This window comes from Hydrogenophaga sp. H7, assembly GCF_002025745.1.
Classification (GTDB): Bacteria; Pseudomonadota; Gammaproteobacteria; order Burkholderiales; family Burkholderiaceae_C; genus Hydrogenophaga; species Hydrogenophaga pseudoflava.
In genome coordinates this window covers 471,118-483,809 of the sequence record NZ_MCIC01000014.1, presented here as the reverse complement: position 1 = coordinate 483,809, position 12,692 = coordinate 471,118, and the positions used below count along the sequence as shown (strand labels likewise).

The window sequence follows — 12,692 nt, the reverse complement described above, 5'->3', positions numbered from 1 at the left end:
GCAGCGAGGCCGTGTGACAACTCCCTGGCAGTTCGGGCGAGTCACGCTCAAACCGCAGATTTTTCGGCTTTAGCGAATTGACGTCGTCTGAGCGTCGGCAAGGCGACGCTGGAGCGTATTCGAGGCTTTACATCGGGCCTTCAGCGGCTGCAAAGGGCGCCTATCCGCCCAACAACCGCATCGCCTTCTTGGTCTCCTCAAAGCCCAAGATGGCAAGGACGCGTTTGAAGTTGTACGCCAACACGTTCAGGCTCATCTCGGTTGCGACGTTCTGCATGCCTCGGGTCAGGAAGTGCGTCCAGCCCATCCAGTGCTTGAGGGTTCCGAAGACGTGTTCAACGGTGCTCTTGCGCACGGTCATGGCGTTGGACATCTGGTCTAGCCGTTGCTGGGCCCTGTCCATGACTTCCTCATGCTCCCATCTCCTGATGCGTCGGTAATTGCTCGTTGTGCATTGCGCCTTCATTGCACAGCCAGGGCAAGCACTGGACCAATAGATGCTGATCTGCAGTCCAGCCTCTTCTCGGCTGAAGCGGTGGATGGCTCGTTCGCCTGCTGGGCACTGGTATTCGTCGGCATCAGCGATGTAGATGAAGTCTGTCTTGTCAAACCGGCCCTCTGCTCTCGCATTGGATGTCATGGGCTTGGGTACAAGCGCTGCAATCCCGGCGTCGTCACAAGTCTTGAGCTCCATACCGTTGTAGTAACCGCGGTCGGCAATGGCCTTCAATCGGCGCTTTCCCATCACATCACGCGCGGCCATTGCGATTGCACTGAGCTGTGACCGGTCGCTGCCATTGTTGGTGACCTCATGGGCGACGATCAGATGATTCTTCGTGTCGACCGCTGTCTGCACGTTGTAGCCCACCATGGCCGTCCCCTTGGCGCTGTGGGTGGTCATTGCACGTGCGTCAGGGTCCGTCTGGGAGAGCTGCCGATCAGGCAGCGTCTCCAGTTGCGCCTTGACGACTTGAAGGTCTTGCAAGCGCTGGCGCATCTTTTGGATCTTGCCTTGCAGACGCTCGGTCTTTGCCTGCATCTCAATGGGCTGGGTTCGATCCGCAGTCTCAAGGGCATCAAGGTAGCGCTGGATGCTCTCCTCCAGCTCCCGTTCACGTCGCTCGATCTTGCCTGGCGTGAAGTTGCGCTCGCGGTTGTTGACAGCCTTGAACTTGCTGCCGTCGATGGCCACAACGGCGTCGGTGAACAGCTTCAACTCGCGGCACAACATCACGAAGCGACGGCAGACGTTGCGAATGCCTTTGCCGTTGTCGCGGCGGAAGTCTGCAATGGTCTTGAAGTCAGGGGCGAGCCGGCCGGTCAGCCACATCAGTTCCACGTTGCGCTGGCATTCGCGCTCCAGTCTGCGGCTGGACTGGATGCGGTTGAGATAGCCGTAGAGGTACAGCTTCAGCAGCACTGAGGGGTGGTACGAAGGCCGCCCGGTTGACGCCGGCTGCAAGCCCTGGAACTCCAGAGACGCAAGGTCCAACTCGTTGATGAAGGCATCCACAATTCGAACCGTGTTGTCCTCTGCGATGAAGTCATCCAAGCATTCCGGCAGCAATGTGACTTGCTGCCTGTCCTGACCTTCGATGAATCTGGACATATTGACCTCGCTGTTCAATATGTCTGCGGACTCTACCGGCTGGATAACAAAGCTGCGAGAGGGTTTTCACACGGCCTCCAGCGGTTGCAGACATTGCTGCAGTGCCTTGATGTAACTCACACGCCGCTTTGCAGTCATTTGCTCGGCGCCGTTCGAACAAGGTCAAAAGCCCATCATGACTTGTTCAGTCGACGTCACAAGCGCCCGAGCCCGCGTAGGATGGCCGCGTGTCCGTTCGCTCCTTCGGCGACCAGACACCACCGACATTAAGGGAAAGATGGGGAGAAGCCTTCGATGGTGCAGCCGAGGCAATTCGTATTCGTCATACGACCTCAAACGAGCTTCGAAACAATGGGGTGGAACGTTCGCCCCAAAGACCGCGGCATATCTTGCGTGGCCTTTTTCTGGCTGGAGATGTAGGTAAGCACCCCGATGGTAGCAAGGTACGGAATAGCCGCCAGCAACTGTGACGGAAACTCTATTCCCAAGGTTTGCGCCTGGAACTGAACGGCTGTGATGGCTCCGAAGAAGACAGCGCCGAATACCAGCCGGATCGGTCGCCACCCTGCAAACAGGACCAAGGCGATGGCCATCCACCCTCGCCCTGCCACCATGTTCTCTTGCCAAAGCAGGACATATCCAGCGCAGTAGTACGCACCGGCCAACCCTGACATTGCTCCGCCAAAGAGCACTGCGGCATATCGCAGCCTCGTGACAGGAAATCCAATCTGGTGGGCCACGACGGGAGAGTCACCAACCGCTCTGAGACGCAAACCTGCCCGCGACCGGTACACGAACCACCACGCAGCTGCGCACAATGTCAATGCGAGATAGGCAAAGAGCGGCAGCCCAAACACCGCGGGCCCGACGATAGGGAGTTCGGACAGCAAAGGGATGTGGACGTTGGGCGTGGGCTGGATGGGTTGAGACGGCGTCAGTTTCCCAATGAAGGCCGACAGACCAGTGCCGAATGCCGTGATGGCCATACCCGTGGGTATCTGGCTTGTGTAAAGCGTCAGGGTACAGAACCCAAAAATGGCCCCCAAGAACAACCCCACCACCAAGCCCGCGAGCATCCCTGCCCACAGGTTGTTCGTCGCTGTCACCGCAACGAAACCTGTCGCGGCACCCGCCAGCATGGTGCCTTCCGCCCCCAGGTTGACCACACCAGCTCGCTCGCTGACGAGCTCGCCAAGTCCAGCCATCATCAGCGGCAGCGCAGCAATCACGGCACTTTGAAGCAGCGCCCCCACGACATCATGTCCTGCCATGTTCACACTCCTTGTGCCCCGATAGGGCGGTTGACTTGAGCCTTGCGCTGAAGCTCATAGCGCACGAGCAGGTCCATACCCAAGATGCTCAGCAGAAGTACCCCTTGAATCAAATAGCTCAGCGCACTGGGTAGCCCAAGCTCCATTTGCAGGTTAAGGCTGCCGATGTCAACCAGAGCAAGAAGCACTGCTGAGACGGCGATCGATGCCGGCTTCAATCGGCCCAGGTAGGCGGCCACGATCGCGGTGAACCCATAGCCGGGCACCCAACCTGCCTGCAACTGCCCAAGAGACCCCGACACCTCAACTGCGCCCGCAAGTCCCGCTGCACCACCACTGAACAGGAACGCCACCCAGATGGCCATAGGCTTTGAAATGCCTGCATAGGACGCAGCTCGCGCGGATTGGCCTGCAACGATGAGTTCATACCCGATTCGACTCTTGTCAATGAACAGGATCGTGGAGATGACGGCCACGACCGCGACGGCCAAGCCGAGGTTAAGCCGCGTCCCATCCCAAAGCGACCAACCCATGGCTGCCACGCCTGGCAGCGTCACATTGCTGTTAAAAAGCGCCGTCTCCGGAAAGTTGAGCCCTTGTGGGTCTCTCCAAGGTCCGCCCGTGAGCCAACTGAGCAGTTGCCCTGCGACGTACACCAGCAGCAGGCTCGATAGCGTTTCGTTCACAGAGAACCTGGTGCGCAGCATTGCTGGCAGCGCAGCCCAGGCGCCGCCGCCAAACGCCCCGCCAACCAGAACAGTGAAAGTGGCCAGCCATGTCGGCACATCAGGCGGCATGTGCAGTGCCACAGCGGTCGCGCCAATGCCCCCCAGGATGACCTGTCCTTCAGCGCCAATGTTGTTGACGCCGGTTCGAAAGGCCACAGCCAGTCCGAGGGCTGTGATGCTAAGAGGGCACGCTTTGAGCAGCACCTCCGCTAAGCCGCCCAGGGACGACACAGGCGTGACGACCAACGTCACGATGCCTTTGATCGGTGGCGCACCTTGCATCGAAAAGAGCAAGGCGGACAAGAGGACTGTCATCGCGAGCGCCGCGAACGGCGTCATGCGCAAGGCCCACACTGACGGGCGCAGCCTGGGCGCGAGTTTGAAAGCAAGTACGGATGTATTCATTGGTTGCCCATCAAGCTGCAGCTTCGCTTGTAGCCGGCTCATCGAAGAGGCCCGCCATCCACAAGCCGAGCCGCTCTGTGTTCATCTGGTGGCGCGAGACCGCGGGGGAGAGCTTGCCCTTGGCGATGACCATGATGCGGTCGCACATTTGCATGAGCTCATCAATGTCCTCGGAGCCCACCAGGATGGCGGAACCGGCCTGGGCCAACTCTGTGATCTGCTGGCGGATGAACAAGGACGAGGCGATGTCCACGCCCCATGTCGGCTGCGCGACCAGCAGGACCTTCGGGCGTTTGCCCAGCTCCCGGCCGACGATGAACTTCTGCAGGTTGCCCCCGGACAGCGTGGACGCGGCCGAGTCGGCCCCTGCGCACTTCACGCCAAACTTGGCAATGGTCGCCTGGGCCATCTCTGCCAGCCTGGCTGAACGCAGAAAGCCAAGATGAGAGAACTCATCCGTCGATGCGCCAGCTTGCGACAACAAGAAGTTCTGCGTCAAGGACAGATCAGGCAAGGCGCCCTGGCCTACACGCTCTTCCGGTATGTAGGCGATGCCAAGTGCCCGTCGCTTCTTCACGCCGACGGTGCCGGCCGACTTCCCCCCAACCTGGACCGCCCCTTCGGCCGACAACCGCTCGCCACAAAGGAACTCGAACAGCTCCCTCTGGCCGCTGCCTGAAACACCGGCGATGCCAAGAACCTCGCCACTTCTTACCTCGAAATTCAGGTCTACGAGCCTGACTTCGTCGGAGGTGCTTGGGGTAGATGAAAGGTGGACCACCTTGAGCACCACATCGCCAGGAGCCTTGCTTGGCCGCTCGTACACGGACAATTCACGGCCGGTCATGAGCACCGCCAGTTCGCCCTCCGGCGTGTCGGCCACCGTGACCTCTCCGACGAGCCTACCCCCGCGCAGAACCGAGGCGTGGTGGCACAGTGACTTGATTTCTGCCAGCTTGTGGCTGATGTACAGGATGGCGCAACCATCGTCTGCCAGCTTGCGGATGCTGTCGAAGAGCGACGCGATGGCTGGCGCGGGGAGGACCGCCGTGGGTTCGTCGAAGATCACCAACCGCGGCTGCGAGAGCAGGCAACGCACGATCTCCACCTGCTGGCGCTCACCTACAGACAGGGCCTCTACCTTGCTGTCCAAGGCGAGCTGGAGCCCGTACTTCTGGGCGACCGAGGTCGCGCGCAGCCGGGTCTCCTGTTCCGTGCGGCCTGGCGGCACGGAGAGCAGGATGTTCTCCAGCGTCGTCAGGGATTCGAACAAAGAGAAGTGCTGGAAGACCATGCCCACGCCCAGCTCGCGCATCTGCTGCGGGCCGAGAAAGTCGATCTCGCGGCCCGCCCAGATGATCTGCCCCTCGTCGGGCTGCACTGAGCCGTGGATGACCTTCATCAGCGTGCTCTTGCCGGCGCCGTTCTCGCCCACGATGGCGCGTATCTCACCCGGACGGACTTTGAGCGATACGCGTTCGTTTGCGATGACCCCGGGGTATCGCTTGCTGACCTCGATCAGCTCCAACAATGGCTTCACCACCGCGCCACCTTTCAGCCACCAGGCGTGCCGACGACGCCCTCGACTGTCCAGTCCATGCGGTCACGATCCTGAGAAGGCAGGGAAGCCCCCGCGGCGACGCGCTGTACCCCTTTGCCGTCCTTGAACGGGCCGGCAAAGGCGTCCAACTTGCCCTGAATCGTCAGCTCGCGGTCGGCCTGGAACCGGGCCAAGGCCGCTGCAGGAATGAGCTTCTCGTTCAAGCCTCGGATATCGACGAACTTCTCGCGGAGGGAGCCGGCCTCGGCCGAGCTCTTCCAGGTGCCACCAAGCACCTGTGCCGCCTGACGAAGGTAGTAATCGGACCAATCGGCAACCACCGACCCCAGGCAGGTCTTCGGTCCGAAGGCGGCCATGTCACTGGTCCACCCGAACGAGTAAACACCACGCTCTTGCGCGACGGCTACCGGCGCGGTCGAATTGGCGTCCTGAAGGATGACATCCGCTCCCCCGTTGATCAGCGTGAGGGCAGCCAAGCGCTCCTTGCCCGGGTCATGCCACGCATTGATCCACACCACCTTGACCTGGATGGCCGGGTCCACCTTGCGGGCACCCAGCGTGAAGGCATTGAGGTTGCGGAAGATCTCCGGCAGTGGGACCGGCGCAACAAAGCCCAGCACTTTGGACTTCGTCACCGAGGCCGCGATGCCACCGGCCAGGTAGGTGCCGTCGTACATGTTGGCCGTGTAGCAGCTCATGTTGGGTGCGGTCTTGTAGCCGGATGCGTTCAGGAAGGTCGCCTTGGGAAATTCCTTCGCGACCTTGAGCATCGAGTTCATGTACCCGAAGGTGGTGCCGATGACGAGCTGATGGCCCTGCATGGCCAACTGGCGGAACACACGCTCGGAGTCGGCCGTGTCCGGCACGTTCTCCACCCTGGTGACAACGACATCGGAGCCGTACTGCTTCTCCAGCGCGCGGATGGACAGGTTGTGCTGGTAGTTCCAGCCGGCATCGCCAATCGACGACTGGTAGACGATGCCGACCTTCAAAGGCTTGCCCGCCTGCGCGGCAAAGAGCGGCACCGTGCCTGAGAGCAGCGTCAGGCCGGACAGAAAATCGCGACGGTTCATGTGGGTGGCTCCTGTTCACAGCTTCCAGTGCAGGACCAGTTGGGGAACGCGTTCGGTGCTGCCCTTGGCACCGAACTTGTTTTTCCAGTACTGATACTCCACGCCCATGTAGACATTGCCGGGCTTACCCCAGAAATCACCCACATCTAGCTTGAGTTGAGGTGCCGTGAGAATTTGTTGCTTGCAGGTGCCGTGGCCGCCGATGATGTCCATGTACCCGTCGAAGACAAAATTCAGGTTGCCCACCTTGAATGGGGCGCTCCAGTACGGGGTCAGCTGGTAGGTCGTTGTGCGCCGGCCGCACAGGGTGCCGCCACCGAAGCCGCCGTAGGTGCCCAGGTCGCGGTAGGCCACCACGTCGAAGTTGAAGTACGTGAACTTCGGGACATCGAGTTCGAAGCCCATGCCATAGGTGATAGCGGACGCGTTGGGCCGGAAGGCGCTGTTCTTGGCGCCATAGTTGTAGCCCACCTGCACGTTGACATCCTTCACCGGACCGAAGGAGATGCTCTTGCCGGAGAGCTTCGACAGACTCAGATAGACATCCCCTTCGCTGTACATGCCGGCAGCGCGACCATCTTCTTCGGCCGTCTTCTCCAGCGTCAGGAAAAAGTAAGTCCGGCCCCAGCTTGACCCCGTCACGTTCTCGACCTCGAAGAGGTCCTTGGCGAACTTCGGCCCACCGGTCGAGCCGTTATCGTTGAAGGTATTGCCACGCCGGTACTCGAAACTCGTTGTGCTCCAGTCGGCAGCAGTTGCGGCGACGGTCGTGGCCGATGCGAGGGTCACGGCGGCCATCTTGCCCAGGAAACCAAGATTCATTGCAGAACTCCTATAAGTGGGGAAGTCGAAGGGGAGTGACATTTCTCAGGCCATGTCGTTGTTATTCGTGAAGCGGGTCTGCGACCTTGGGCAAGGGCACCTACATCGCCCACCGTCAGGGCGCACGAATCCGACCGCTGATGCATGAATCAATCAGCGCTGTGCGTCTGTCGGGTGGGTCTGCGAGCGGCCTGTTTGATATGGCTCAAGGCGCGACCTGGAGGCCACTGTATGGGGGCACCGTGACCTTGGATAGCAACAAAGCTGCAACGCTTGAGCCTCAAATATGGAACGCACCGAGCTGGCGCCCCAATAGGCAAGCGCCTGACGAGCAGATGGTGCTCGTCAGGCCCTGGGCTTTCTCAAGCGATCGCGAACTATCGCCTGGTGCTCGGAGTGAGCACGGACGCCACGTAGTTGTTAAGCTTGCCGATGTCTTCCATGCTCTGGGTGAGCATGTCGACAAACGAACGCAACTTCTTGGAGGCGTAGCGGCTTCGCTGATAGGCGCAGTAGATTCGCTTCTGTTCCGGCTTCCACGCAGGCAGCACGGGCAACAGACCACCGCTCTTCACTTCCGGTTGCGCGAAGAAGTCTGGCAGCAAGGCAAGCCCGAGACCGTCCACACAGAAGGTCTTCATCAGCCAGTAATCGTTGGTCCTTACTGCCACGCGTGACTGGTATTTGTGCGAGGTATCGCTGGAGTGCAGCATCACTCGTTCCGAGAATTCGGAGCGTTTCAAGACCACGGAGTTGTGTGCAGTCAACTCCTTTGGTTCCATCGGCATACCGTGACGCGCCACATATTGTGGGCTCGCGTAAAGACCAAACGAGAGCTTGCCAACTAGCTTGGCTACAACGTCAGGCACGTCAGGCGCGACCGCGCAGATGTAGCAGTCCACGTCATCAAGCCGGGGCGCATCTGACCGCTCGGCCGCATCCAGTTCGCAGAGCGTGTTCGGATGACTCTCCATGAACAACTTGATGACATGGCAGACGAACGTCGTGGTGAAGTGGTTGTCCGATAGAACCTTGAGCCGCCCTTTGCCACCCTGCGTCAGCTCTTGCACCTCGTGCTGGGCCGTCTCCCAACGGCCGCTCAGGTCGGCCAGCAGCGCCTCGCAGTGCGCGTACAGCATCTGTCCTGCCTCGGTGGGAGTGATTGTTCTGGCAGACCTAATGAGGAGTTGGACTCCAAGCTCTTCTTCCAATCGCTGCAGCGACCTGCTCAGCGTTGCTTTGGCGACACCTGTCTGCGCCTCCGCCTTTGTGAGACTCCCCGCCCTCATGATGGACGCGAATGCTTCGACAAGTTTCAGTTCCATGTTCAAAGTGTGACGCCTCTATCGTTCCAAAAATGGAACTGTTTGTCGATCAATTGTTCCCAGAACCCCGCTCCAGTGAAAGGGGGTCGGCATGTCGCCTTGGTTTAAAGTCTGCGTAGTGTTCCTAGTGCGCTGGTGCGCTGGTGCGCTGGTGCGCTGAAGCCGGACTGTTCCAAAAATGGAATGCATCGTCCCCGGGGCACTCTTTAAACGGACCGCGTAGCCCTATAAATTCTCAACCATTCCCGCAGCATTTAGCTGCTCCGTGTTGCAGTGTTTAAAGGAGCGATGATGAAACGGTCAATGTCTGTATGGCCAGCAAGCTTGGTGGTTGCACTAGCACCATCGCTTGCCCTGTCCCAGGAACCGACAAAAGTCGGATTTATCTACTTCGGACCTGTTAACGGCGCTGGCTGGACCTACCAGCATGACCTTGGCCGGCAGGAAATGCAGAAGGCCTTGGGCAATAGGGTGTCTGTCCAAACGGTGCCAAACACATCGGAAGGCCCCGATGGTGAACGCGTCGCGCGCGAGCTGTCGGCCGATGGTGCCAAGGTTATCTTCGCTGTCGGGTTCGGGTACATGCGAGAGGTTCTGCGCGTGGCGAGAGAGAACCCCGACAAGTGCTACGCCACAGCCAGTGCATACATGACCGGCCCAAACGCCAGTGGCTACAACGCCAAGTGGCAAGAGGGCGGTTACCTGGCAGGTCTGGTTGCCGGCAAGATGACCAAAGCTAACCTCATCGGATTCGTTGGCGCCAACCCGGTGCCGGACGTCATGTTGTACCTCAACGGCTTCGTACAGGGGGCTCGGTCGGTCAACCCCAAGGCTTCCGTGAAGGCGGTCTTTGTCGGCTCCTGGTCTGACCCGCCCAAGGAAGTAGATGCAGCCAACGCGCTGATGAACCAGGGCGTCGACGTGATGACCCACTACACGAACACACCGGCCGTGGTCAGCGCTGCCGATACGCGCAACGTCGCCTCCATCTCGTTTCACTCTGACATGCGCAAGTTCGCGCCCAAGCGTTACCTGACCGGGGTGACTCACGAGTGGGGCAGCTACTACACGAGGATGACCTCGGAGGCGCTCGCAGGGCACTGCAAGGGCGGCCTGTACTTTGGCGGCATCAAGGAAGGGAACATCAAGATGGCGCCCTTCAGCAGCTGGGTTCCCCAGGACGTGGTGGCGCTGGTCGCGGCCAAGAGCAAAGACATCGCCGAAGGCCGCCTGAAGGTGTTTTCTGGGCCCATGAAGGACAACCAAGGCAACCTGAAAGTGCCCGCTGGCGCCTCGTATCCAGATGCCGAACTGGGCAAGATGACCTGGTATGCCGAGGGCATCGTCGTTGGCAGGCTGTGAGAAGGACGCCGCAATGCGCAACATCACCTGGTACCCCGTCGTCCCGTCTCACCACTTAAGGCCCAGCGACAACATCGTCGCCGGGTTCACCAAAGGTCAGGAGCTCGCGCTCTGGCGCAGCAAGGACGGGCTTGTTCAAATCTGGGAAAACCGTTGTCCGCACCGCGGAACCCGGCTGACCCTCGGCCGCATCATCGATGACCGCCTCTCATGCGCCTATCACGGCTGGGAGTTCAATGCGAACGACGGCAAGTGCGCCAGCATCCCCGCACACCCGAACACCCCGGCGCCCAAGCAGTTGTGCATCAAGACCTATGCGGCGATGGAAGCCGAGGGCATGGTCTGGGTGAGCCACGGCCAACCGTCGAGTGAAGCAGACGATGTCTGCCCGGAATCGACGGCGACTAAACGGTCGTACATCCGCAGCGTCGGGCTTCGCACCGGGCTCGATGACGTGGTCAGCGGCTTGACCGTTCATGGCTTTACCCCTTCCGCACCGTTCAAGTGGCAAGGAGCGCTCGCCGGTCACCCGGCCACTGTGTTTGTGACCGATGCGGGTGATGGCCTGGCCTTCGTGCATGCCTGGCTGGACAAGGGCTCGGACGCTGCAGCCCTGGCGCAAGGCCTGGCGGCGGTGAGCCGCTTGCGCGACGACATCGAGTCTCGAGCATCGTCAAGGAGCTGAAAGATGACTTTCCAATGCAACGACCAGTCCATGCTGGACGATTGGCTGACCGTCGGCCCCGCCTCTCGCCTGGCGTCGGCCACCGAAGCGCGCCCCTTCCAGACCAGGCTTCTCGGCGCGGAGGTGAGCCTGTTGCGTAGCGGCGGGCGTCCGGTGGCGCGCGTCGATGGCCAGGACGTGATGGTGCTGGAGGCGTACAGCTACCTCTGGGTCTGCCCTTCGGGCAAGCCCCGGCGCACCCTGTTCGCCTTCCCGGAGTTCCACGAAGAGGGACGCCGCATCATCGACTGCGATGGCATCGGCGTGGCCACCTCCGGACTGCGCATGGTCGAGAACTTCCTCGACATGGGCCACTTTCCCTACGTGCATGCGAACTACCTGGGCCAGGTTCCCATGACCGAGGTGCCTGAGTACGACGTTGAGATCGACGAGGTGAACGACGAAATCTGGGCGAAGAATTGCAGGTTCTTTCAGCCCAGGACGTCCAAGTCGGCCACCACAGGCATCGAGGTGGGCTACCGCTACCGCGTCATGCAGCCCATGAGCGCGATGCTCTACAAGACGGCGTTCTCACGCCCGCAGGAGCAGGATGCCATCGGCCTGTTCGTCCAGCCCCATGACGAAGAACACATCACGGCGTTCTGCCTGCTGGCCTACTACGACGACGTGTCGACCGACACGGACCTCATCTCGTTCCAGCACACCATCTTCGGGCAGGACAAGCCCATCCTCGAGAACCAGGTGCCCGCTCGGATGCCGCTAGAGCGCGGTGTGGAGATCCCGACACGCTGCGATGCGATGTCGGTGGCCTACCGCCGCTGGCTGACCGAGCGTGGCACGAGCTATGGCGCCATCGCGGCGAATGCCCCATGAAGGACTCCCGCGCATTCTTCGTCGAGCGCAAGTGGATGACGGCGACCGATGTCGCCGGTCTGCTGCTCGTCCCGGAAGATGGCTGCCCGGTTCCCCGGGTGGAGCCAGGTTCGCACATCGAGGTCTTCATCGAGCGGCCAGGTCAACCCCTGCTCGTGCGCCAATACTCCCTGTGCAATGGTCCGAACGAAACGAACGGCTACGTCATAGCCGTGAAGCTGGAGGGGCAATCTCGGGGCGGTTCGAAATGGATCCATGAACTTGAGGTCGGCAGCCTCGTCAATCTCGGCGCGATCCGCAACCTGTTTCCGCTGGCGCCAGCGGCAACCAAACACCTGCTCCTTGGCGCAGGCATTGGCATCACGCCATTGCTCGCCATGGCTCAGTCCTTGCACGGCACAGAAGCTGAATTCGAACTGCACTACTTCGCCAGGGCGAACGAGCACATTGCATTACGCGACAGGCTTCGCTTGCTCGAAAGCACGGGGTGCGTCCATCTCCACATCGGACTGGATGCCTCCGCTGTGGGACAAGCCATTGCCACCCTGTTGACCCATCGAGATGCCGGCACCCACCTGTACCACTGTGGTCCCGGGCCCTTCATGGATGCGGTCGAGAAGGTGGCCGCCGGGGCATGGCCTGCAGAGCGGGTGCACGCCGAGCGCTTCCAGGCTTTGCCGCCACCGACTGCTGCAGGGCATGACACCTTCGTTGTCCGGCTCCACCGCACAGGCGCTTCGTGCACCGTCGAAGCGGGCCAATCCATCACGGAGGCCCTGGCCGCGGCCGGGCATGGCATCGATGTCTCTTGCGAGCAAGGCGTCTGCGGCACCTGCCTGACCAAGGTCATCGACGGAACCCCGGAGCACCGGGATGCCTATCTCAGCAAGACCGAGAAGGCGCGTGGAGACCAAATGCTTCCGTGCGTCTCCCGGTCCTGCTCCCCGTTGCTTGTACTCGACCTCTAAGAAACACGCC

At 60.8% G+C, this 12,692-nt stretch carries 11 protein-coding genes; 4 read left to right on the top strand and 7 right to left on the bottom strand.

What is annotated here, in order from left to right:
* Positions 1–160 precede the first annotated feature (160 nt).
* The 7 genes from BC358_RS11365 to BC358_RS11335 all read right to left on the bottom strand — a co-directional run bounded on the left by BC358_RS11365 (position 161) and on the right by BC358_RS11335 (position 8,794).
* Complete coding sequence (locus tag BC358_RS11365) at positions 161–1,609, bottom strand: IS1182 family transposase (protein ID WP_079364878.1); 1,449 nt, start codon at positions 1,607–1,609, stop codon at positions 161–163.
* Between the two features lie 332 nt (positions 1,610–1,941).
* The gene (locus BC358_RS11360) at positions 1,942–2,880 is read right to left on the bottom strand and encodes an ABC transporter permease (protein WP_079365880.1); all 939 of its coding nucleotides are present in this window, start codon (positions 2,878–2,880) and stop codon (positions 1,942–1,944) included.
* 2 nt (positions 2,881–2,882) lie between these two features.
* A complete protein-coding gene (locus BC358_RS11355) occupies positions 2,883–3,947 on the bottom strand; it encodes an ABC transporter permease (protein ID WP_218669486.1) in 1,065 nt (354 codons plus the stop codon).
* Positions 3,948–4,023: 76 nt separating this feature from the next.
* Complete coding sequence (locus BC358_RS11350) at positions 4,024–5,553, bottom strand: ABC transporter ATP-binding protein (protein WP_179130056.1); 1,530 nt, start codon at positions 5,551–5,553, stop codon at positions 4,024–4,026.
* Positions 5,554–5,567: 14 nt separating this feature from the next.
* Positions 5,568–6,647 (bottom strand): BMP family ABC transporter substrate-binding protein, encoded by a 1,080-nt coding sequence (locus BC358_RS11345; protein WP_079365877.1) that lies wholly within the window; start codon positions 6,645–6,647, stop codon positions 5,568–5,570.
* Between the two features lie 15 nt (positions 6,648–6,662).
* Positions 6,663–7,469 carry an outer membrane protein OmpK gene (locus BC358_RS11340; RefSeq protein WP_179130055.1) on the bottom strand — a complete coding sequence of 269 codons (807 nt, stop codon included), beginning with the start codon at positions 7,467–7,469 and terminating at the stop codon, positions 6,663–6,665.
* 377 nt (positions 7,470–7,846) lie between these two features.
* Positions 7,847–8,794: a LysR family transcriptional regulator gene (locus tag BC358_RS11335; protein WP_079365875.1), complete on the bottom strand. Its 948-nt coding sequence runs from the start codon at positions 8,792–8,794 to the stop codon at positions 7,847–7,849.
* Positions 8,795–9,085: 291 nt separating this feature from the next.
* Here BC358_RS11335 and BC358_RS11330 point away from each other — a divergent pair, with 291 nt between their 5' ends.
* The 4 genes from BC358_RS11330 to BC358_RS11315 are packed head-to-tail and all read left to right on the top strand — an operon-like array spanning position 9,086 to position 12,682.
* Positions 9,086–10,156: a BMP family ABC transporter substrate-binding protein gene (locus BC358_RS11330; protein ID WP_179130054.1), complete on the top strand. Its 1,071-nt coding sequence runs from the start codon at positions 9,086–9,088 to the stop codon at positions 10,154–10,156.
* A gap of 13 nt (positions 10,157–10,169) precedes the next feature.
* Positions 10,170–10,841 (top strand): Rieske (2Fe-2S) protein, encoded by a 672-nt coding sequence (locus BC358_RS11325; protein ID WP_143434275.1) that lies wholly within the window; start codon positions 10,170–10,172, stop codon positions 10,839–10,841.
* Positions 10,842–10,844: 3 nt separating this feature from the next.
* Positions 10,845–11,714: a (2Fe-2S)-binding protein gene (locus tag BC358_RS11320; RefSeq protein WP_079365872.1), complete on the top strand. Its 870-nt coding sequence runs from the start codon at positions 10,845–10,847 to the stop codon at positions 11,712–11,714.
* Positions 11,711–12,682 carry a PDR/VanB family oxidoreductase gene (locus BC358_RS11315; protein ID WP_079365871.1) on the top strand — a complete coding sequence of 324 codons (972 nt, stop codon included), beginning with the start codon at positions 11,711–11,713 and terminating at the stop codon, positions 12,680–12,682. Before BC358_RS11320 ends, BC358_RS11315 begins: the two co-directional genes overlap by 4 nt.
* Positions 12,683–12,692: the final 10 nt, after the last annotated feature.

Coding starts and splice junctions, on each gene's coding strand:
- BC358_RS11360 (WP_079365880.1), bottom strand. CDS start 2,880: ATGGCAGGACATGATGTCGTGGGGGCGCTGCTTCAAAGTGCCGTGATT.
- BC358_RS11355 (WP_218669486.1), bottom strand. CDS start 3,947: ATGACGCCGTTCGCGGCGCTCGCGATGACAGTCCTCTTGTCCGCCTTG.
- BC358_RS11320 (WP_079365872.1), top strand. CDS start 10,845: ATGACTTTCCAATGCAACGACCAGTCCATGCTGGACGATTGGCTGACC.
- BC358_RS11315 (WP_079365871.1), top strand. CDS start 11,711: ATGAAGGACTCCCGCGCATTCTTCGTCGAGCGCAAGTGGATGACGGCG.
- BC358_RS11365 (WP_079364878.1), bottom strand. CDS start 1,609: ATGTCCAGATTCATCGAAGGTCAGGACAGGCAGCAAGTCACATTGCTG.
- BC358_RS11335 (WP_079365875.1), bottom strand. CDS start 8,794: ATGGAACTGAAACTTGTCGAAGCATTCGCGTCCATCATGAGGGCGGGG.
- BC358_RS11325 (WP_143434275.1), top strand. CDS start 10,170: ATGCGCAACATCACCTGGTACCCCGTCGTCCCGTCTCACCACTTAAGG.
- BC358_RS11340 (WP_179130055.1), bottom strand. CDS start 7,469: ATGAATCTTGGTTTCCTGGGCAAGATGGCCGCCGTGACCCTCGCATCG.
- BC358_RS11345 (WP_079365877.1), bottom strand. CDS start 6,647: ATGAACCGTCGCGATTTTCTGTCCGGCCTGACGCTGCTCTCAGGCACG.
- BC358_RS11330 (WP_179130054.1), top strand. CDS start 9,086: ATGAAACGGTCAATGTCTGTATGGCCAGCAAGCTTGGTGGTTGCACTA.